At 61.3% G+C, this 19,572-nt stretch carries 20 protein-coding genes; 8 read left to right on the top strand and 12 right to left on the bottom strand.

The features are described from left to right. Positions 1 to 74 precede the first annotated feature (74 nt). Together PTE30175_RS20360 and PTE30175_RS20355 are read left to right on the top strand one after the other, a co-directional pair. Positions 75 to 752: a hypothetical protein gene (locus tag PTE30175_RS20360; protein WP_150698892.1), complete on the top strand. Its 678-nt coding sequence runs from the start codon at positions 75 to 77 to the stop codon at positions 750 to 752. 101 nt (positions 753 to 853) lie between these two features. After that, positions 854 to 1,945, top strand: coding sequence for a helix-turn-helix transcriptional regulator (locus tag PTE30175_RS20355; protein WP_150698891.1), 1,092 nt, complete (start codon positions 854 to 856; stop codon positions 1,943 to 1,945). Between the two features lie 29 nt (positions 1,946 to 1,974). Here the strand turns inward: PTE30175_RS20355 and PTE30175_RS20350 are convergent, their stop codons facing one another. Next, positions 1,975 to 4,080, bottom strand: coding sequence for an AAA family ATPase (locus tag PTE30175_RS20350; protein ID WP_224788893.1), 2,106 nt, complete (start codon positions 4,078 to 4,080; stop codon positions 1,975 to 1,977). A gap of 87 nt (positions 4,081 to 4,167) precedes the next feature. On the opposite strand from PTE30175_RS20350, the gene PTE30175_RS20345 reads away from it, so the two are divergent. Next, on the top strand, positions 4,168 to 4,542 hold the full coding sequence (locus PTE30175_RS20345; RefSeq protein WP_150698890.1) for a hypothetical protein: 375 nt from the start codon (positions 4,168 to 4,170) through the stop codon (positions 4,540 to 4,542). A 107-nt stretch (positions 4,543 to 4,649) separates the two neighbouring features. Here the strand turns inward: PTE30175_RS20345 and PTE30175_RS20340 are convergent, their stop codons facing one another. From PTE30175_RS20340 to PTE30175_RS20325, 4 genes are all read right to left on the bottom strand, one after another. Next, the gene (locus PTE30175_RS20340; RefSeq protein WP_224788892.1) at positions 4,650 to 5,480 is read right to left on the bottom strand and encodes a histidine phosphatase family protein; all 831 of its coding nucleotides are present in this window, start codon (positions 5,478 to 5,480) and stop codon (positions 4,650 to 4,652) included. Between the two features lie 134 nt (positions 5,481 to 5,614). Beyond that, a complete protein-coding gene (locus tag PTE30175_RS20335) occupies positions 5,615 to 5,863 on the bottom strand; it encodes a hypothetical protein (protein ID WP_150698889.1) in 249 nt (82 codons plus the stop codon). A 197-nt stretch (positions 5,864 to 6,060) separates the two neighbouring features. Continuing rightward, on the bottom strand, positions 6,061 to 6,729 hold the full coding sequence (locus tag PTE30175_RS20330; protein ID WP_224788891.1) for a response regulator transcription factor: 669 nt from the start codon (positions 6,727 to 6,729) through the stop codon (positions 6,061 to 6,063). A 15-nt stretch (positions 6,730 to 6,744) separates the two neighbouring features. Next, on the bottom strand, positions 6,745 to 7,683 hold the full coding sequence (locus PTE30175_RS20325) for a S1C family serine protease (RefSeq protein WP_150698888.1): 939 nt from the start codon (positions 7,681 to 7,683) through the stop codon (positions 6,745 to 6,747). Between the two features lie 160 nt (positions 7,684 to 7,843). On the opposite strand from PTE30175_RS20325, the gene PTE30175_RS20320 reads away from it, so the two are divergent. Further along, a complete protein-coding gene (locus PTE30175_RS20320) occupies positions 7,844 to 8,323 on the top strand; it encodes a VOC family protein (RefSeq protein WP_150698887.1) in 480 nt (159 codons plus the stop codon). Positions 8,324 to 8,462: 139 nt separating this feature from the next. Here PTE30175_RS20320 and PTE30175_RS20315 read toward each other — a convergent pair whose 3' ends face one another. The 5 genes from PTE30175_RS20315 to PTE30175_RS20295 all read right to left on the bottom strand — a co-directional run bounded on the left by PTE30175_RS20315 (position 8,463) and on the right by PTE30175_RS20295 (position 13,283). Further along, entirely contained in the window at positions 8,463 to 9,410 is a 948-nt protein-coding gene (locus PTE30175_RS20315; RefSeq protein ID WP_150698886.1) for a pseudouridine-5'-phosphate glycosidase, read from the bottom strand. A 121-nt stretch (positions 9,411 to 9,531) separates the two neighbouring features. Beyond that, positions 9,532 to 10,944 (bottom strand): pyridoxal phosphate-dependent decarboxylase family protein, encoded by a 1,413-nt coding sequence (locus PTE30175_RS20310; RefSeq protein ID WP_150698885.1) that lies wholly within the window; start codon positions 10,942 to 10,944, stop codon positions 9,532 to 9,534. 206 nt (positions 10,945 to 11,150) lie between these two features. Then, positions 11,151 to 12,062 (bottom strand): alpha/beta fold hydrolase, encoded by a 912-nt coding sequence (locus PTE30175_RS20305; protein WP_150698884.1) that lies wholly within the window; start codon positions 12,060 to 12,062, stop codon positions 11,151 to 11,153. A 22-nt stretch (positions 12,063 to 12,084) separates the two neighbouring features. Next, positions 12,085 to 12,486: a cupin domain-containing protein gene (locus tag PTE30175_RS20300; protein ID WP_150698883.1), complete on the bottom strand. Its 402-nt coding sequence runs from the start codon at positions 12,484 to 12,486 to the stop codon at positions 12,085 to 12,087. A gap of 161 nt (positions 12,487 to 12,647) precedes the next feature. After that, a complete protein-coding gene (locus tag PTE30175_RS20295; RefSeq protein ID WP_150698882.1) occupies positions 12,648 to 13,283 on the bottom strand; it encodes a J domain-containing protein in 636 nt (211 codons plus the stop codon). Between the two features lie 240 nt (positions 13,284 to 13,523). Here PTE30175_RS20295 and PTE30175_RS20290 point away from each other — a divergent pair, with 240 nt between their 5' ends. From PTE30175_RS20290 to PTE30175_RS20275, 4 genes are all read left to right on the top strand, one after another. Beyond that, complete coding sequence (locus PTE30175_RS20290; RefSeq protein ID WP_150698881.1) at positions 13,524 to 14,168, top strand: DUF1326 domain-containing protein; 645 nt, start codon at positions 13,524 to 13,526, stop codon at positions 14,166 to 14,168. Next, positions 14,165 to 14,956: a DUF2182 domain-containing protein gene (locus tag PTE30175_RS20285; protein ID WP_150698880.1), complete on the top strand. Its 792-nt coding sequence runs from the start codon at positions 14,165 to 14,167 to the stop codon at positions 14,954 to 14,956. The genes PTE30175_RS20290 and PTE30175_RS20285 overlap by 4 nt, the downstream gene beginning before the upstream one ends. A 169-nt stretch (positions 14,957 to 15,125) precedes the next feature. Beyond that, positions 15,126 to 16,382: a DEAD/DEAH box helicase gene (locus PTE30175_RS20280; protein WP_150698879.1), complete on the top strand. Its 1,257-nt coding sequence runs from the start codon at positions 15,126 to 15,128 to the stop codon at positions 16,380 to 16,382. A gap of 25 nt (positions 16,383 to 16,407) precedes the next feature. After that, positions 16,408 to 16,845, top strand: a complete 438-nt coding sequence (locus PTE30175_RS20275) for a VOC family protein (protein ID WP_150698878.1) — start codon at positions 16,408 to 16,410, stop codon at positions 16,843 to 16,845. A gap of 50 nt (positions 16,846 to 16,895) precedes the next feature. Here the strand turns inward: PTE30175_RS20275 and PTE30175_RS20270 are convergent, their stop codons facing one another. Then, positions 16,896 to 17,204, bottom strand: coding sequence for a DUF4148 domain-containing protein (locus PTE30175_RS20270; RefSeq protein ID WP_150698877.1), 309 nt, complete (start codon positions 17,202 to 17,204; stop codon positions 16,896 to 16,898). Between the two features lie 307 nt (positions 17,205 to 17,511). Then, positions 17,512 to 19,560: an elongation factor G gene (fusA, locus tag PTE30175_RS20265; RefSeq protein WP_150698876.1), complete on the bottom strand. Its 2,049-nt coding sequence runs from the start codon at positions 19,558 to 19,560 to the stop codon at positions 17,512 to 17,514. Between the last annotated feature and the right edge of the window lie 12 nt (positions 19,561 to 19,572).

Below are 19,572 nucleotides of genomic sequence, written 5' to 3'. Positions count from 1 at the left end.
AATCGGTTCGGGTTACCATCGATGGCCGGGGTGCCGCGTCCAGGAATCAGACTCATTATCAACAGAGATCGGGGATGAAAAAAAATTACGCAAACTTGATTCGGCAGCTTCTGATGAGCGAGGGATACCAACAGAGCATTGAAGATATTCACGTCCATCACAAGAACGTCAAAAATGAAGCCCGTTATCGGGATGCCCTTCTCAAGGAGATCAATAAGCAACACGGCGCACAAGGGTTGGTCGCCTATGCTGAGGTCGAACGGGTGGATCTGGTGCTTGCGGACAGGGAATCGAGTGATCGCGTTCGAATCGAGTTCAAGTATCAGTACACCTTTGACATGGCTTATCCCGTCGCGAGCAAGGTGGACGAATTCGACGCGCTTCGTGCCCGAGTTGCCGAGGGTGGAAGGGGAGTCGCCGAGCTCATCGTGGCGGATTGCGACGCCTGCGACTTTTTCGTCTTGATCGTTCAGGACCGCACGGGACATCCGGCATCCGGAAAGCTTGCGGGCGATGTGGATGCCGCTTTCATCGAAGAGCAGCGCCGGATGGACCGCGAGTTTGGCCCAGGATCGGATCGAAACAAAAAGGCGTGGCTCGAACCCACGCAAAAGTTGCTCGACAGTATTTGTCAGGTCTATGGTGGCAGGCAACTGGACCCCGTCGAGCTTGTCGTCGGTGATGCAACGGACCCGTTGACGAGCCATTTTTTCGTGCTCGACATGACCGGCAGGTGTGCGAAGGCCGCCTAGGGTGGCATTGGCCGCGGCTGTCTGGCAGTCGCTCTCATGCTGCCTGAAAAGCCGCAGCGCACATAACACTGTTACGCGAGCGTGACTGTCACTACCCGAAAATGTCGAACTACGATTCCGAAATTCTGTCGCTGTTGCCCGTGGAGGGTCCGGACGTAGAAGGGCGGACGATCGCACAACTACTGGAAAGAGCCGCTGCAAAGGGGCTGCCGTTTACGTATCGCCGGGCAATGCACCGGGCGTTGCTCGCGCTGCACGATCAAGGTCTTGTGTCCTTCGAGGTAGGGCCTGGCCGGACTTTCTACTGGAAAAAAAAGCCCGGTGCGAGTGGCTTGGCTGCCAACGCGCGGGCGATCATGCGGCCCGACGAGGCACTCGCGCTTCAGTTGCTCGAGCGCTTTGCCTACAACCAGATGCCGGCGCTGCTCGCCGGTGACCTGAAGGCGCTCTTCGACGTAGCAGGCGAGGTGCTGGCGCGTATCCCTGCCAGCGCGCCGCGCCATTATTCAAAGTGGCTGTGGAAAGTGGCCGTAGAGCCCGGCAATTTCACGCTGCGTCATCCGCAGATTGTGCGTGACGCGTTTGCAGCGGTGTCGCAAGCGCTGCTCATGGAACATGAAGTCGAAATTCATTACCGTTATCGCACTGACGATCCCTCGAAAGCCGGCAACGAGGCAATCAGGGTGGTCCAACCGCTGGGATTGGTGGAGGTCGGCGGCGTCGGCTATTTGGTCGCCGCAACAAAGGATCGGGCCAATCCCGTGATGTACCGGCTCGACCGGATGGTAACCGCGACGGTGCTTGACCCGTTCGCCTATCCGGAAACGTTTTCGATCGAGTCGTACATCAAGCGCCAACGCAACTTTGACTTTTTCCCCGAGGGAATGATCTGGCTGTCACTGCGATTTCGCGGCATGGCCGGCGATCACCTGATTGAGTCGCCCATGTCCGAAGACCAGCAAGTGAAGCGGCATGGCGACGTGTTGGAAGTGAACGGCACCGTGATGGCCAGCAAGCGACTGCGTTGGTGGGTCCGATCGTTCGGCGCCAACGTCGAGGTCGTGGCGCCGGAGGCGTTGCGTCAAGAGTTTGTCGAGGAGGCGCGAGCGCTATACGCCCAATACGCTGACACTGCGGCGAAGCCGGACGGCGCACATCGCGTGCGCCGCGCTCCGCAGGCCGGACGGCGTTGATGGCAGGCTTCCGCGTGGGCCACCCGCGCTCAGAGAAAGCCGAGACCGCTTCGCGGCCCCTCCTTCAACGCACATTCCGCTTCGAGCGCCGAAATGAAATCGGCGGGGCAGGCAAGGCCGCGTAACGGACGCTGACGCGCGATCACCGCGAAATCCCCCGGCGTCAGTGTCCGCAAGCGGCCAAGGCGGGTGCTGAGCGCCGCGCCAGGGGCCGGCAGCCCCAGCACGTCGCAGTACCGGCAAAGCAGGTCCCACGCCTGGCGGGGCAGCAGGTAGTCGAATTTGACCTTCAGGTCGAAACGCCGCAACGCAGCTTGATCGAGCCCGTCCATCAGGTTGGTCGATGCTACGAACACGCCGCAGAACGCCTCCATCTGCGTCAGCATCTCATTGACCTGCGTGACTTCCCAACTGCGCACGGCGCCCCGACGATCCTGCAAGAAGCTATCCACTTCGTCGATGAGCAGAAGCGCCCCTTCTCGCTGCGCCTGCCGAAATGCATGCGCGATATTCTTTTCGCTGCCACCCACCCACATCGACATCAAGTCCGACGCCCGCCGTACATGCAAAGGCACGCCGAGTTGGCGCGCCAGCCAACGGCCGAATGCCGTCTTGCCCGTTCCGGGCGGGCCGTAAAGGCAGAGCCGCCCGGAACGCGCACGCAACATACTGCTCGCCAGATTGCCCAGATCGACATCCGCATGAACGAATGCGGGATCGTAGGTTTGCGGCAATGCATCAGGACTCCCCTGCGCCGTAGGTGGGTGACCCTGTGCCTGAAGCGTACTGTCGATCAGGCGCTGCATTGCCGCAGCGGCTTCCTCCGGGCCCAGTTCTTCGCGAATGGAATGCACCACCGCTGCTGCCCGGGTCACAATCGCAGGCGCAAGATTTTCGGATGCGGCCATGAGATCGACAGCCGGCGCGTCGAGCAGACCGTTGCATGCGTTCTCGATGATTTTCGCGCGTTGGCTGCGAGGCGGCACGGGCAATTCGATCACCATGTCGAACCGACGAATGAAGGCAGCGTCGAGGCATTCAACCGAATTGCACAGCCAGAATGTCGGCACCGGGTTCGCTTCGAGTACCCGGTTCATCCATGCCTTGCGGGTCTGGGCAATGCTTTTGCGGCCAAAAAAGCGATCTCCGTCGTTGAATACGTCTTCCACCTCGTCGAAAACGATCATCGCACTACGTTGCCTGAGGAAGCTCTGGGCGGCTCGAAAGGCACGCATTCGCCGCTCTCCGTTGATCGGATCGCCGTCGTCGTTTTCACTCGCCACTTCGAAGAGCTCGCAGTCCACATGCGCAGCGAGTGCCTTGGCGAGTTCGCTTTTCCCCGTGCCCGGTTCCCCATGGACAAAGATGTTGACCCCCTTGCGCCGGGACGAAAGCGCGCGGCGAAGATACGGCAGCAGCACCGAAAGGGATTCGTCGACGTGCCGATAGTCACTGAGCGTCAGTTTCCCCGGCGAGGACAAGGCCACCGTATCGCGCAACAATGCAATGGGGTCGGTCTCCGAGGAGGCAATGTGATCGGCGAAGCTATCGGAGAGCAGTTGCAACTTGCCGTTCAACAACGCGGTCCTGCTACGGTCGATGCTGACAAGCCCGGAATGGGCCAGTACGCCCAGCGAGCCAAGCGACGCGCGAATCAGCGGCTCCGGCTCATCGAGCAGGACCGACAGGACATGGAACAGTTTGCTGGACGACAGTGAACCGAGAAAGTCCGCCGTATCGTCGAGCAGGCGCTCGTTCTTCAGCATCACGACGAACTCGAGAATCTTGCAATCCGTGGCGGAGAGTCCCGTGAGGCGTGCGAGCCGCGCGATATTTGCGCCGAGGCACGGCGAAATGTCGGCGTCGTCGCGTCGATTTTCGGCGGCGCGATAAAGCTTGCTCAGCTTCTTGCGTACGGCACTTGCGTCGAACGGACTTTGCTCGGCGTCGATCCACTCTCCAAAACCCAACACGTCAGCGAGCCGGTCGTCGCTGAAACCGTGGTGCTGAACAAAACTCTTGTGCCCGGCGAGGGGAACGAGCAGTCGAAGAAGCCACAACTTGATTTTCGGCGGCAAGTCGAGCGACGACTGATTTGGGCGGGTAGCGAGACGTTGCGTGTTCATGCTCGACATGTAAGCACCCCGTGCGTGGATTGAACGTTTGAATCGTCGGCCGGTGGGTCTCCGGGACAACGTCATTGTTGCGCGGGCATGAGACAAATGTTGTCTCACATCACAAATGCTCAGGCTTGTGTTGGCGCAAATGTCGGCCCCCTCCAAGCCGTTTTCGTCTTCGTCATCGGCGAAGTCGTACGCGCCTTCGCTTTGCGACTCGCGGTGGGGAAGCCGGCCAGCGCGCGTTTCATGGCCCTTGGCGCAAAGGACGACTGGACAGGCGTCAAAATTTGGGTGGAGGAAGACGGGAAACCGAGCTACGCCGGCAAACGGTTCGCCGCCATGAATGACCCCGAGATGTTCGCGGAGCTGCGCAAGACCTGTGTCACAAAGGGGGCGTCGGTGGGGCCAAACCCTCAGCAGAGGAAAATTGCAGCGAGCGACTTGATCGAGTTCCTCGACGAGACGATCGGCAAGTGAACCGATCTCAACGTGTTTTCCTGCAATGGGACGATCCCGTTCAGCAACGCGCCAACGTCATGGCGTGAACGGATGTGTCTGCCGCAATTTTCGTGCCGCCACGGCATTCACCGCTTGACGCCGGTCATATACTCGGCGTACTTCTCCAGCCCACTGGCGCGCGCGCGGTAATCGTTGCCATCCGGGCAGAGATTGATTGCCCGCACAATCCAGTCCTGGGGGCTGTCCCCCATGTCGAGTATGTTGATACATCCCGGTCCCTGCTCGATGTGCCCCAGGTAATCCGAGCCACCCGTCAGTGCCTGTGACAGGATCGCGCTGTTGACGCCGCCATGCAGGACCAATAGTGCAGTATCCCATGACGGATCGGCACGCAATTTCTCCAGCGCCGGGTACACTCGCGCTTGCAGTTCCGCAACAGGCTCACCGCCCCGTAAGGGGGCCGTGGGAGGCACGTGCGCCTGCGTAAGCACCTCGACCATTGCCTTCAACTGTGCGCGCGGCACCTGCGCAGCGCTCCAGGGGCTGATTTCCCGAAAGCCTAGCCACGGTTCCGGGGCGCCGGGCTGCCCGATCGCTGCCATAACCCGTTCGGCGGTTTCCACGGTACGCGGCAGGCCGCTAGTGATCACTTTGTCGAATTTCCTGATGCCGAGCGAACGGAAATAGCGGCCCGCTGCATCGGCTTCGGCTCGGCCTCCAGTGCTCAGAACGACCACGTCCTCGTTCTGTGCGGGTCGTCCCGCGGCATCGAAATAAGCGACGTTGCCATGACGCATTAAATAGATGCGTCGCCGGTGCGGGGCCAGATAGGGTGCTGCGGCAGTCTCTTGCGGTCGTGCGTGAACGGTGGCCGCTCCTTCGGCCCCGAAGGCCCAGCCACAAGCGGCTCCGAACAAGGTCAGGGCCGCGCCGATCATGGACAGCGTGCGAAGCATGCCTTCTCTCCTGCTGATTTGCGGAAACATCGGGAGATTGTGTCATCGCGCTTTCGCGCATGCGTCGCATATCATCGACGAACGCCGTTGCATGCTGCATCGTCTATTCAGATCACGTGAAGCTTGGGTCCTCCTCAATCGTCGAGCGCGGGGACAGCGCCTTGTTGCATGAGGACGCGCGGCGAATCCATGGCCCCCGTCTCGTTGTCTACCACCACTTCATAGGCCGCGATGCCGGCAAAGCCCGGCGCCATGGACTCGGCAATGCGGATGGCGCTGGCTTCATTGCTGGCCTGGCGCATTTCGGCGGGTTGTAACGTGCCGCCGTTACCCTTGCGGTACGGCACGATGATGAACTTGACGGCGCGGATAGCTGGCAACATGGTCGGACTCCGGACGTGGGGTAGGTGGTCCGGAATGTAGCACAAACAACTGTGTTTTTGTACAGTGCTTTTCGTCGAATATCTCAATCGCAGGGTCACAGACCATCAGACATTCGAGAGAACGCGGCCCGGCGGGATATGCAGTCGATACCTTTTTGTTCCGACCCGCGCCTGGCCAACATCGGCCTGGTCTCCGACTACACCATGATGAGGCCGTGTCGCATGCCCTGCATGACGGCCTCGGTGCGGCTGCTTGCGCCGAGCTTGCCAAAAATGGAGGAGAGGTGGAACTTCACCGTGTTATCCGATATGTCGAGATGACGCGCGATCTCCTTGTTGCCAAGCCCTTCGGCGAGCATTCTGAGCACGTCAATCTCGCGCGGGGTGAGCATTTCGATAAGCGCCGCGGATGCCGTCTGGCGAGGCGCCTTGCGCTCCGGCAGCAGTCTGGCGAGGATCTCCGGCGTCAGCACGCAAAGGCCCGCGGCCACAGCGTCTATCGCTGCGATGATTTCGTCGGGCGTCGCGCCGCGCGGCAGCAGTGCCGTGGCTCCGCCTGCCAACGCCACATGTATCCAGGTGCTGTCCGCCTCATCTGTGAGCAGGACGAGCGCCGGCGTTGCGGGATCCCGGTCCACCCCCGGCGCCGGAATGTCTGCTGCCTGCGGCTCCAGTTCGACCAGGACCACATCCGGCAATTCGCCGGCAAAGCGGTCGGCGATCACCGCAGTGTCGACCGCGCTGCCTGCGAATTCGAGCGCCGGCGTTGCCTCGACAAGCGCCTGCAGGCTTGCGCGCGCTTGTGGCGACGCGGCGACGACGGCGACCCTGAGCGGGCTCATCTGTGTCATCTCGGCACCCGACATGGGCCGTAAAGAATCTCACCGGCACGAATTCCGATGCGGGCGTTCGCCCACCGTGACCGAGCACTCGCTCAGCTCGCCGCCCCGGATCAGCCCGATCTTCAACAATTGTCCGATACGGTCGCCGCCAAGCGCGGCATGCACGTCGTCCATGTCTCGGCACGGCTTGCCATCCAGTTCGATCAGCACATCACCGATCAGCACCCCGGCTTGCTCCGCGGGTCCGCCCGCTGCAACCGAAACCACCAGCAGCCCGCGCTCGGACGCCAGATTCAGTTTCATCATCGACGACTCCGACAGCTTCACCGGTTGTGTGCCCACGCCAAGGTAGCCGTGCGACACACGTCCCATTCTCAGCAGTTCCTCGCTCACTCGCCCTACGGTCGTTGCCGGAATCAGGATCCCGGCGCCAGGCGCGAGCGCCGACGTGCACAGGCCCATGACCCGCCCCTTCATATCCACGAGGGCCGCACCGGAGAAACCCGGACGCAGGTCGCCGTCCAGCCGCACGAAGGCATCGAACTGGCCGCCCCGCCAGGTACGCCATGGACCGCTGGCAGTGCCGACAACGCCGAAATCCGCGCTGGTGCCGAGCCGGTCCACTCGCGCCACCGCGAGCACCAGATGGCCTGCTCTGAGGGCGCTCGCGTCACCGGTCTCGACCGGGTTCAGCTCCACGCCGCCGACCCTCAGTACGGCCAGGTCGGTGCCAAGGTCCCGTCCCGCCAGGACGGCCGCCACAGTACGGCCATCGGCCAAAGTCACTTCAATGCCGTCTTCGCGCCTGAGCGTATGCGCCGCCGTGACCACCACGCCGGGTATCCAGATTACTCCACTGGAGGGAAAGCGGTGTCGCCCGTGCACCGCGACGACACTCTGGCCGACGCGCTCGGCAATGGCGGCCAGGTTGACGGAAAGATCCTGCAAAGGATTTCCACTGGAGATCGGGGTTTCCATGATGACTCCTGCCATTTGCTACGTGAATCGATGCTTCGCGCGCCTGGCCAACCTGGGGATGGCGGGCAAGCGCAAACGAGTGGATTTACAATGACAGGCGCGCGGCGGCCGTGCACCACCCTAATGGGTAGCCGGTGCTCAACGCTTCAGGAGACACACAATGAACAGCAAGAACACGATCTGTCTGTGGTACGACGGCGACGCCCTCGACGCCGCAACCTTCTATGCTGAAACATTCCCCGACAGCGCCGTCGGCGCCGTCTTCCGCGCCCCGGGCGACTATCCGGACGGCAAGCAGGGCGATGTCCTGACGGTCGAGTTCACGGTCGCCGGCATTCCCTGCCTCGGGCTGAACGGCGGCCCGCATTTCAAGCACACCGAGGCCTTTTCCTTTCAAATCGCGACGGACGACCAGGAAGAAACCGACCGATTGTGGAATGCGATCGTCGGCAATGGCGGCCAGGAAAGCGCATGCGGCTGGTGCAAGGACCGGTGGGGATTGTCGTGGCAGATCACCCCGCGCGCCCTTATCGCAGCAATATCCGACCCCGATCGCGCGGCGGCCAAGCGCGCATTCGACGCGATGATGACAATGAAAAAGATCAACATCGCCGAGATAGAGGCGGCACGGCTGGGCTGAAATCCATCCAAACGCAGATCAAGCGTGTCCTGCACGTTCTGTCTTGTTCGGATCCGAGGGGATGGCTGACCGACCGAATTTCGGCCGGAAGCGGACAGCCAGTGACGCGAAGTCTTGTCGGAAGCGGACGTTGCGGCGGCTATGCTGCGCCCGCCCCGCGCCCCACGTGTGCCAGCGCCAGTGCCAGCCTTGCCCCCACCTCGGCGTTGTGTTTCACAAGTGCGATGTTTGTCGCCAGGCTGCGTCCACTCGTCAGCGCCTTGATGCGAGCGAGCAGGAACGGGGTCACGGCCTTGCCGGTGATTCCTTGCGCCGTGGCCTCGGCGAGTGCCTGCTGAGTTAGCGCATCGATCTCCTCCGACGCCATCGCCGCCGCTTCCGGCACCGGAGTGCTCAACACCACGCCTCCCGCAAGGCCCAAGTCCCACTTGGTGCGGATGAAGCGAGCCTGCTCCGCCGCGTCGTCCAGCCTGAAATCCGCGCGAAAGCCGCTGTCGCGCGTGTAGAACGCAGCGAAATTGTCTTGTTCGCAACTGAGCACCGGCACACCATGCGTTTCCAGGTATTCCAGTGTGAGCCCGATGTCGAGGATGGACTTCGCACCGGCACAGACCACCGCCACGGAGGTCTTCGCCAGTTCCTGCAGGTCGGCCGAGATGTCAAAGGTCTGCTGCGCACCGCGGTGCACGCCGCCAATGCCGCCGGTAACGAAGACCTCAATGCCGGCCAGCGCGGCACATATCATCGTGCCGGCCACTGTCGTGGCGCCGAGCCCGCCGCCGGCCAGCACGGCCGGCAGGTCGCGGCGGCTGACCTTGTGTACCTGGTCCGAGCGGCCGAGCAGTTCCAACTCGTCATCCGAAAGGCCGATATGGATTCGCCCACCGATCAGCGCAATGATCGCCGGCTCGGCGCCCTGGTCGCGGATCAAGGCCTGCACTTCGCGCGCAGTGCGAACGTTCTCCGGGTAGGGCATGCCGTGAGCGATGATGGTCGATTCCAGCGCCACGAGCGGGCGGTCGGCGGCCTGTGCAGCGGCCACGGGCGCGCTGCAGGTCAACCACGAGTGTGCAAGGTCCGCAACCATGTCGATGCTTCGGCAGTGTGATTCACTTAAAGCTTCGCTGAACGCCTCAATTCCACCCGCTATTTCAACGTAGCCTTAAGTATGCAGCAAAAGGCAGGTCCACGATGTGCCGCACAACCCATCAAGCGCCGGCATTGACTTGACGCCAGGACGCAATGATCGAATCGGCGGATCGATCGATATCCTCTTCGGTCGTTGCCCAGGAAATGACAGAGAAGCGCATCACAAGACGATCGTGCCAGGTAGCCTCGGCAACGTAGCAAGTCCCGGCAGCCTGGATGTTTTCGATGGTGGCCCTCGTCAAATGATCACGGCGCTCAGGTGGCTCCCCCGCGCCGAACTGTACGACAAACTGATTCAGCTCGACCTGATTGAGAACCTCCACACCGGCTTCGGATGTCAGGCGCATCGCCATGCGTCTGGCGAGAAGACAGTGCCGTTCGATCATTGCCGCAATGCCACGCCTTCCGAACGCGCGGATAAGTGCCCAGGTCGCGAAGCCACGCGCGCGTCTTGAAAGTTCGGGTACGTAGTGAAAGGGCTCCCGGCATTCTCCGCCTGCTGCCGGAAGATAGCTCGCTTCGTAAGCCATCGCGCGCCGATGGGCATCCGAGTCCCGGACGATCGCGTAACCACAATCGTAGGGGGTCTGAAGCCACTTGTGGCCATCAGTCGCCCAGGAGTCCGCTTGCTCAACGCCTGCGGTCAACTGGGCTAACGCTGGGCATGCGCGTGCCCACAGGCCAAACGCACCGTCGACGTGAAGCCATCCACCATAGCGATGAACGACGTCCGCAATTTCATTGAACGGGTCGAATGCACCTGTGTTTATTTGACCGGCTTGTGCGATTACGATGAGTGGCCCACCACGCGACGCCAACGCACCGGACAGGGCGGGAACCAACATGCGGCCAGCATCATCCGTCGGGATTCGGATGACACGATCGTGGCCAAGGCCCAGATAACGCAACGCGGCAAAGATCGCTGCATGCGCATCGTTGCCGATGCATACGTTGACCGGTGGTGCGCCGAACAAGCCATCTGCATCGGCATTCCAGCCCGCCAGGCGCAATACCTTGCTTCTCGCCGCAGCGAGGCAAACGAAACTTGCCATCGTCGCGCCCGTCGTGAAGCCTATCGAGCAGTCCGAGGGGAGCCCCAGCAAATCCAGAAGCCATGATGACGCGACTTGCTCGGCGACGGCGCCTGCGGGGGACCCGTGGTAGCTCCCACTGTTCTGCCCCCACATACTTGTCATCCAGTCGACCGCAACGCCGACGGGATGAGAGCCGCCCATGACCTTTGCGAAGAACCGAGGCCCTGCCGCCCCCATGAGGCCGGCATCTACCGCTGCGGCCAGTTGCGTGATGACTTCGGGGGCTGTCACCCCCTCATCCGGCGTCGGTACATACAACGCCGCCCGCAACGCTTCGAAGCTGGCTGTCGCCGCGGGGCTTCGGAGCGCGCGGGAGTCATGAAAAGCCAAGGCCAACGAATACGCCTGATCGAATGCGGCGCGATATTCGTCGGTCATGGTTGCCCCCTTGCGCGTCAAGTCTTTTATTTATAGACGCTGGGGAATCGAATTTACAGGCGATTTGCCCCCCTGGAATGTCGGATATTGGCCGCACTGAGACAAATGATGACCGTCTCGGATCGACCCTTTTCACAGCCAGCTTGCAAGCACGCGCAGCGCCCCTTGCGAGCCGCCCGACGGAATGATCGGCAGGGCCGTGACGCTCAATGCTGCTTCAGGAAGGCAAGTACTGCATCATTAAATGCAGAAGGGTTTTCAAACGGCGCGAGGTGCCGTGCATTTGGAATGACGACGAGACGGGAACCCGGGATGCAGCGGTTCGCCGTTTCGGAAAGGATCTTATAGTACGACCGTGTTGACTGCCCGACGGCGATTGCTACCGGCATTTTGAGCCCGCCGAGCGCAGCGCAGCTAATGGGTGGGGGTGGCGGTGCAGCGAACATCAGCGGGAGCGTCCGGGCATTATCCATGAGCATTGAGCGGATTGGGGGTGCAAGCGTGTCGAAGACGCCACTTTGGTTGCCTACCCAGTCAAGCATTTGACGCACGGCGCCGGCGACATCGCCGGCTTTGGACGCTGTCATTACCGGAGCAAGGCCTTTGCTCTCCCCCTTCATGGTTTCCACATCGGCAGATTCTGTTACGAGCGCGGCCAAACTGCCGGGCTCGTAAACGAATATGCTGCGGACAAGGCTCGGATTTCGCAGTGCTAGCCCAAGGACGATACCCCCGCTGTATGACCAGCCGACGACGTGCACAGGGCCTGCATTGAGCCCGCGAATAAAAGCTGCAAGGTCATCGATATGGGTGGCTACCGAAAACTTCGAGCCGTCCGTTGGCCACACGCCAGTGCCGAAGTAACGTTGGTCGAGCGCGACAAACCGATAATCACGGGCCACGGCGTCTCGCTGGTAATTCCAGGCGCGGTGATCCGAGATCGCCCCGTGGACAAAAACGACCGGTACTCCTTGGCCCTGTTCGAGATATGTCAGGCTCACGCCATTCACGTTCATCTGTTTGACGACGGGTTGGGCGGCATTACGCTGGGCGGGCGCCTGGCATCCAGTCATCAGGAAGGGCACGACCACTACCAGGATCGCTAACAGCTTTCGCATGATTCGCTCCTTATTCCCGCTTCTATTTCACATACTCGTATAAAGGCTTGTCTTTGTCGACGACATGAACGAGAAAGAGCTTGAGCGACTTGTCTCCGATAACCTTGAAGCCGCCATGAGGTACGTCCCGAAGAATCAAGATGGGAGTTCCAGTTTCCAGCATCGAAGGCTCCTTCCCAGGGCGTTGAATCATCGCCCCCTGGAGAACGTAGCCCGATTCGACACCATGATGCACATGCCGCGCAGCTTCACCTCCAGGCTTGATTTCAATAATGGAGCTGATCACTTCGATGCCGGGCGCTCCAGTCAAATCCGTGCGCTTCAATTCTGTTCGCGTCCATGAGTCCTGGGCATACACATGAGTTCCAAATGGCACCGTAAGAAGGCTGACCGCTAGCAGCAATGCCGGTCGAATTGCGCGCATCACGTCTCTCCTCTGCAGACGGGTTAACAACCATCTCAGGTATCGAGTTCAGACTCACCCCATTAACCGCACAGCAGGATACCTGTCCTCTATCGCTAAACACTGCATAGCGCCGGTCGCGCTCGATTTCCGCGTGCGCGAAACCCGCTAGTCCCCAAGATTCACGGGTGCAGCCCGAACATGCTTTGCCACAGAACGCTGAAAAAGTTCGCGTGCGCGCGTTCGTCGCCCCTTCGGGCGTCGCCCTCCGGTGCCGATTGCGGCATCCTGTCTGACGCTTGGGCGTCCTGTGGCGACGCCGTCTGTGTCGCCCCCTCATCGCGTTGCGGCATTGGGTCATCACGCTGCGCGTCCCGAGATGCGTCCGGCTGGCGCGAGGCATGCAGCTCGATTACGCTGCCGGCAATTTGCCCGGCGAGCTGCAATTCGCAATCACTGCCGAGCAGAACGCCGAACACGACGTCGCGGTTGTGCCCTTGCTCGGCGAAGCGCATCGCCAAGGCCACGAACCGCGTGTATGCTGCTTCGCGCTCTGCCTGCAAGCGCTCCTCCTCTTCGCGGCGGCGCGCGTGACGAAGCATCTCCTCAGCGTATACGGCGTCGTAGACGCGGCGCTGCGCCGGGTCCGAGAGAATCGCGTATGCCTCATTGATCTCCTGAAACCGCGCATTCGCAGACGCTTCGCACCCGACGTTGCGGTCGGGATGCGCTTTCATCGCGGCCCTCCGGTAACCGCGCTTGATTTGCTCGTCTGTGGCGTCCTCGCACACGCCAAGCATTTCGTACAAAGTCGTCATTGTGCGTCGGGGGGAAGTCGGATCGTGATGATCGTAGCATGTCACGCGCAGCGCCAATGTGTCACTGGAGCGCAAGATTGGCTTTCGTCTGCAATGATTGGCTGAGGCGCGTGCGACGCGTCGCTGTTCTTTTGAGTGCCGGGAGCGCGGCGCCTGAATTCGGCCCCAACTTTGACTTTACCCCTCACGTGAACTAGATTCGAACGATGCTGCTTGTCGCGGAGCGCAAGGAGAACAACCATGACTCCCTGGGAAATCCAAGGCAGTGAACTGATCAACTGCAATTGCTCATATGGTTGCCCTTGCCAATTCAATGCCCCCCCGACCAAAGGTTTTTGCGAAGCGATGGGCGCCATGTCGATTAGCAGCGGTTACTACGGTGACGTGCGGCTCGATGGCGTCAACATTGCGGTGGTGTTTCAGTGGCCGGGGCCGATCCACGAAGGCAAGGGCAAGTGCCAGCCGATCGTCGACGAACGGGCCAGCCCGGACCAACGCGAAGCCGTGCTGAAAATCATGACGGGGCAGGACACCGAGCCGTTCGCCACGGTGTTCTCGGTATTCGCAGCGACGCTCGAGCAGGCATTCGATCCGATTTTTACGAAGATCGACTTTGACGTCGATGTCGACGCCAGACGCGGCTGGATTCATGTCGAGGGCGTATTCGACGTCGTTGGCGAACCGATCCGCAATCCGGTGACGGGCGACGAGCATCGTGTCCGAATCGACCTGCCGCACGGCTTCGAATATGAACTCGCCGAGATCGGCTCCGGCACCAGTCGTTCGCATGGAAACATCACACTGGATCTCAAGGGGACTTACGCGCAGTTCGCGCGACTGCACATGAATAACAAAGGACTGATCCGGCATCGCGCCGCCGCATGAGCGGCATCGAAACTATCCTCGGACGAGAGCGCGTCATTACGGCGCTCGGCGTAGCCGCTGTCTTCGCGTTGTCATGGTTCTACCTGTGGACGGGCGGGGGAATCGGCATGTCCGCCCTCGAGATGACGGCTGTCGCGCTATTCCCGCATCGACTGGCAGACGGCGGCGGTGGCATGGATCCGTCGCTGCTGACCGTGGTCCTCATGTGGTGGACGATGATGATCGCGATGATGACGCCCAGCGCGGCGCCCCTCATCCTGTTGTATCGACGCGTATTGCGGTATCACGGCGCGGCCGAGGCCAAATCGGCCATCCCGTCGATGCTTCTTCTGGCCGGCTACCTGACGGCATGGCTGGTATTCTCGATCTGTGCGGCATTGCTGCAGAAGATGCTGCAACCGACCGGCCTCATTTCGGGAATGATGTTGTGGTCGAAGAGCGCGCCCCTGTCTGCGATCGTTCTTGCCGCGGCTGGGGGCTATCAGTTCTCGCCTCTCAAGCACGCTTGCCTCATGCAGTGCCGTTCACCGGGGAATTTCCTGACGGCGCATTGGCGCCCTGGCGTCGCGGGCAGTTTCCTGCTGGGGATGCGCCATGGCCTTTACTGCGTCGGCTGCTGCTGGCTGCTGATGACACTGCTGTTCGTTGGCGGCATCATGAATCTCCTCTGGATCGCCGCGCTGTCGCTCGTCGTTTTCGTGGAAAAAATCCTGCCCGGCGGTGAGCACGTCGGCCGTGTGCTGGGCGTTGTGTTGATCGCCTGGGCAGGCGCCACCATGCTGGTGTGATCGGCTTTTCAACAGCACCTCGGCCTCCGATCGCGGAATCCGGTGCAACGCGTGAGGGGAGCGCCGGCTGTTGCATTGATGCATCGCAAGCGTTCTGACCCTGGAGGCTGGGCGAAGCGTAGAATCCCCACTAGTTTCCAGCGCATTCCCCCATCGAACTTCCCACTCAGTGACCACGACATTTTCCGCCCTGGGCCTTGCCCCCGCCCTTGTGCAGGCCGTTGAGGAGCGAGGCTACCTCGCGCCGACGACCATTCAGGCAACCGCAATTCCAGCCATCCTGCGAGGCGACGATGTCGTGGGCTCAGCACAAACGGGCTCCGGCAAGACGGCGGCATTTTGTCTTCCGTTGTTGCAGCAATGGTCGGAGGCTCGCCGGGAAACGCCGCGACGTGTTCGCGCGCTGATTCTCGTGCCCACGCGCGAGCTCGCCGCACAGGTGGGGGAGTCGATTCGCGCCTATGCGCGACACCTTTCGGAGCGGGTAAAGGTCGCCGTCGTGACCGGTGGCGTATCCGTCAATCTTCAAATGCTGGACTTGCGCGGCGGCGCTGACATCGTTGTCGCTACGCCGGGCCGCTTGCTGGATTTGATTGACCGCAACGCATTGAGGATTTCCGGCGTATCGACGCTCGTCCTCGATGAAGCGGACCGCCTTTTGGATCTGGGCTTTGCCGATGAAATCGGGCGTGTCCTGTCCCGTCTTCCAGCCAATCGCCAGAACCTGTTTTTTTCGGCAACCTTTCCGCCCCCCGTGCAGGCGCTCGCCGAAAAGATGCTGCGCGATCCGACCCGCATTGAAATTCCCGCTGAGCCCATGAGTGAGCCGGCCATTACTCAAAGAGCGATCGAAGTCGATGCCAATCGACGCCACCAACTGTTGCGTCATCTGATTCAGGAAAATGACTGGTCACGCGTTCTCGTTTTTGTCGCGACGAAGCAGGCGGCCGAACGTGTTGCCGAGAAGTTGTGGCAGGCAGGAATCGATGCGGCCGCGTTTCACGGTGAATTCACGCAAGGCACGCGTAGCCGGGTTCTGGCCGACTTCAAGGATTCCCGCTTGCAAGTGGTCGTGGCTACCGATGTCGCCGCTCGGGGTATCGACATTGCACAATTGCCCGCCGTCGTGAATTACGACCTGCCCAGGTCTGCAATCGACTACACGCATCGCATTGGCCGAACCGGCCGTGCGGGCGAAAGCGGTGTGGCCGTCAGCTTCATCAGCGCGGACGTCGAGGCGCATTTCCGCCTGATCGAAAAGCGTCAGAATCAGCGAGTGCCGCGTGAACAGATTCCCGGCTTCGAGCCGATAAAGACCGCCGCGCCGGCAACGAACACGGCGGACCCATCGTCCAACGGCGGGATTAAAGGTCGGCGCAAGAGCAAGAAAGACAAGCTGCGCGAGGCGGCCGCGCGGGGGGAATGAATCCCTGCTCATTGGAGGAAGTGCTATGCGACCTGGAATAACCGTCATTACCCTCGGCGTGGACGATCTTGAGCGATCTGTCCGCTTCTATCGCGACGGACTCGGCTTTCAAACCCAAGGCATTATCGGAACGGAATTCGCATATGGCGCCGTCGCGTTCTTTGATCTGCAACCCGGACTGAAGCTGGCGGTTTGGCCGCGAGCGAGTCTTTCACAGGACACAGGACTACTGGAAGGGCGACCAAGCGCAACGGAATTTTCGCTGGGCCATAACGTGTCGACGGAAGAAGCGGTCGATGCGGTGATGCTCTTGGCCGAGCGTGCGGGTGCAACGATCGTGAAATCGGCCAGAAAGGCCTTTTGGGGCGGATATTCCGGTTACTTTCAGGATCCGGACGGGCACCTTTGGGAGATTGTCTGGAATCCCCAGTTGATGCCGACCCAGATCGATGTCGAGGCTTAATGCCTCAAGCCGACCGCCGTCCCTCATGGAAGGCTGGCGGCGCTGGCTGCTTACTGACCGAAGTAGATCGAGCCAGCGCGGTTAGCTTGGCCAACCGAACCTGGCGTCACCGGATCGACTGCCGCCTCCAGCTGGGCGCTCGGCGCTGCCTTCGGGTACACAGCGTCGTGTTGTTGCACCAGACCATCGCGTTGGGCCTGGGCCAGCTCTGCGCCAACTTGGGCGCGGCTCATGACGCTGGTTTGCGGCACCCACGAGAATTCCGACGGACCGTCGAAAGCGTCGCTAGCCATGGCCGAACCGGCGGAAAGGGCAAGCATCGAGGAAATCAGGGCAGAGGTAATAAGCGCGCGCTTCATGGTGTTTCTCCTGTCTTTTTGAAGGGGGCGATGTTCAATTCATCGTCGACAGTCCCAGTGTATTGATGCCGACATTGAAGATAAACGCGCACTTAGACAAACAACTATTTCAGAAATTGAAATAATTGGCGTAATACCCCGCTTTACGCCACCGGCGGCGGGGCGGGGCGTGTCGGGATGGGGCGGGGGAAGGCTCGGCTTAAGGCCGAACGAGGAGGGCGCGCGTGTGCGTCACGCAACAAACGCGGGGAATTCGGGGGATGGGGTAGCGATCAAGCTGTCGGCACAGCTTGCGGAATCGCTTCTACTACGTAGCGTCGTCGCTTTGCGTCTTATGCTGCGCCGCAAACCGCTCCTGCTGGGCGGGCGGCACCGGGTCGTAGTGACTTAACTGGATGGTGTAATTCCCGTGTCCACCGGCAATGGCATTCAGACGAGACTGATAGCCGTCGAGTTCTGAAAGCGGGACCTTTCCCGCGACGACCACGGCGTCGCCGGCGGCCGTGCGCGTGCCGTGGACTTGCCCGCGCTTGGACGACAGATCGCCGATGACGTCGCCCATTACCGCCGCCGGGGTGATGACCTCGATGTCCACGATAGGCTCCAGCACAACCGGCCGGGCTTTCAACACTGCGTCGATAAAGGCCTTGCGCCCCGCGGTGGCGAACGCCACTTCCTTCGAGTCGACGGGATGGCTCTTGCCGTCGTACACCGTAACCCGTACGTCATGCATCGGGAAGCCGGCCAACGGCCCGCTTTCGATGGCTTGGAGAATGCCCTTTTCCACGGCGGGAATGAACTGCCCGGGAATCGCACCGCCTTTCACGGCATCGACAAACTCGAACCCGGCACCACGCGGCAACGGCTCCACACGCAGCATCACTTCGCCGAATTGCCCCGCGCCGCCGGTTTGCTTCTTGTGACGGTAATGCCCCTCCGCCTTTGCGCTGATCGTTTCCCGATAAGCGATCTTCGGCGGACGCGTCACGACATCAAGCTTGTACTGCTCGGTCAGCCGCTCCAGCATGTAACGCAGATGCAACTCGCCCAAGCCCCGCATGACCGTCTCATTGGTGCCGACAGGGTGTTCGATGACCAGACACGGATCTTCCGCCGCCAGCTTCTGCAGCGTCTCCCAGAGTCGTTGCTCGTTGCCCCGGCGCGCCGGCTCGATCGCCAGGCCGTAAATCGGCGCGGGGAAATCGAGCGGGGTCAGGTGAATGTCCCCATCCTCCGGCGCATCGTGCAGCACAGCATCGAACCCGATCTCATCGATCTTGGCCACCGCACAGATGTCGCCGGGGCCGGCTTGCTGGATATCTTCGTGGTCCTTGCCCTGCAGCATCAGCAGATGGGCGACCCGGAACGGTTGTCGCCCGAGGCCGACATAGAGCTGGCTATCGCGCATGACCGTGCCCTGATGGATGCGGAACACCGCCAGCTTTCCGATGTAAGGGTCAATGACGATCTTGAAGGCGTGGGCCAACACATGCTTGCCGGGGTCCGGCGTGGCGGGCACAGTCTCCTGGTTGCCGTCTTTATCTCGATAGAACAGCGGCGGGTTGCCCTCCATGGGGTTGGGCAGGAGCCGGACGAACACGTCGAGCAGCTCCGTGATACCAACGCCGTTGGTGGCCGACGTGAAACAGATCGGCACCAGATGCCCTTCGCGCAACGCGCGCTCGAAGGGTTCGTGCAACTGTTCCGGGGTGATGGCTTCCCCTTGCTCCAGGTAAAGCTCCATCAAGTCCGGGTCGATCTCCACCACCTGATCGATCAGCGCATTGTGCGCCGCCGCAACCGACAGGAAATCGGACTCGCCGGACGGATTGAAGAAGCAGTCCACCACCTGCTGGCTGCGCTGCGCCGGCAGGTTGATCGGCAGGCACCGCTTGCCGAAGGCTTCCTGAATCTGTTCCACCAGCCCCGGAAGGTCAACTTTCTCGCCATCGATGCCGTTGACGATGATCATTCGGCAGAGCTTGCGGGATTCCGCCCACGCCATCATGCGCCGGGTAGTCATTTCAATGCCGGTTTGGGCATTGATGACGATGGCGGCCGTTTCCACGGCGGGAAGGGCGCTGATCGAGAGCCCGGAAAAGTCGGGATAGCCGGGGGTGTCGAGCAGGTAGATGCGCGTGTCCCGGTAATGCAGATGGGCGACGGCGGAATTCAGGGAGTGGTGATATTTGCGCTCTAGCGGGTCGAAATCGCAGACTGTCGTGCCGCGATCTACGCTGCCGGGCGTGTGTATGGCGCCGCCCAGATGCAGCAGCGTTTCGACAAGCGACGTCTTGCCGCATCCGGCATGCCCGACCAGGGCGATGGTACGGATGGCATCGGGGCTGAAGACCATGGCCGCCCTCGT

This window comes from Pandoraea terrae, assembly GCF_902459695.1.
GTDB classification, from domain to species: domain Bacteria; phylum Pseudomonadota; class Gammaproteobacteria; order Burkholderiales; family Burkholderiaceae; genus Pandoraea; species Pandoraea terrae.
This window is presented reverse-complemented; position numbering and strand designations above follow the sequence as displayed.

Bases quoted from the DNA above. Each gene is read 5' to 3' on its own strand.
- PTE30175_RS20360 (WP_150698892.1), top strand. From the start codon at position 75: ATGAAAAAAAATTACGCAAACTTGATTCGGCAGCTTCTGATGAGCGAG.
- PTE30175_RS20355 (WP_150698891.1), top strand. From the start codon at position 854: ATGTCGAACTACGATTCCGAAATTCTGTCGCTGTTGCCCGTGGAGGGT.
- PTE30175_RS20350 (WP_224788893.1), bottom strand. From the start codon at position 4,080: ATGTCGAGCATGAACACGCAACGTCTCGCTACCCGCCCAAATCAGTCG.
- PTE30175_RS20345 (WP_150698890.1), top strand. From the start codon at position 4,168: ATGTTGTCTCACATCACAAATGCTCAGGCTTGTGTTGGCGCAAATGTC.
- PTE30175_RS20340 (WP_224788892.1), bottom strand. From the start codon at position 5,480: ATGCTTCGCACGCTGTCCATGATCGGCGCGGCCCTGACCTTGTTCGGA.
- PTE30175_RS20335 (WP_150698889.1), bottom strand. From the start codon at position 5,863: ATGTTGCCAGCTATCCGCGCCGTCAAGTTCATCATCGTGCCGTACCGC.
- PTE30175_RS20330 (WP_224788891.1), bottom strand. From the start codon at position 6,729: ATGTCGGGTGCCGAGATGACACAGATGAGCCCGCTCAGGGTCGCCGTC.
- PTE30175_RS20325 (WP_150698888.1), bottom strand. From the start codon at position 7,683: ATGGAAACCCCGATCTCCAGTGGAAATCCTTTGCAGGATCTTTCCGTC.
- PTE30175_RS20320 (WP_150698887.1), top strand. From the start codon at position 7,844: ATGAACAGCAAGAACACGATCTGTCTGTGGTACGACGGCGACGCCCTC.
- PTE30175_RS20315 (WP_150698886.1), bottom strand. From the start codon at position 9,410: ATGGTTGCGGACCTTGCACACTCGTGGTTGACCTGCAGCGCGCCCGTG.
- PTE30175_RS20310 (WP_150698885.1), bottom strand. From the start codon at position 10,944: ATGACCGACGAATATCGCGCCGCATTCGATCAGGCGTATTCGTTGGCC.
- PTE30175_RS20305 (WP_150698884.1), bottom strand. From the start codon at position 12,062: ATGCGAAAGCTGTTAGCGATCCTGGTAGTGGTCGTGCCCTTCCTGATG.
- PTE30175_RS20300 (WP_150698883.1), bottom strand. From the start codon at position 12,486: ATGCGCGCAATTCGACCGGCATTGCTGCTAGCGGTCAGCCTTCTTACG.
- PTE30175_RS20295 (WP_150698882.1), bottom strand. From the start codon at position 13,283: ATGACGACTTTGTACGAAATGCTTGGCGTGTGCGAGGACGCCACAGAC.
- PTE30175_RS20290 (WP_150698881.1), top strand. From the start codon at position 13,524: ATGACTCCCTGGGAAATCCAAGGCAGTGAACTGATCAACTGCAATTGC.
- PTE30175_RS20285 (WP_150698880.1), top strand. From the start codon at position 14,165: ATGAGCGGCATCGAAACTATCCTCGGACGAGAGCGCGTCATTACGGCG.
- PTE30175_RS20275 (WP_150698878.1), top strand. From the start codon at position 16,408: ATGCGACCTGGAATAACCGTCATTACCCTCGGCGTGGACGATCTTGAG.
- PTE30175_RS20270 (WP_150698877.1), bottom strand. From the start codon at position 17,204: ATGAAGCGCGCGCTTATTACCTCTGCCCTGATTTCCTCGATGCTTGCC.
- fusA (WP_150698876.1), bottom strand. From the start codon at position 19,560: ATGGTCTTCAGCCCCGATGCCATCCGTACCATCGCCCTGGTCGGGCAT.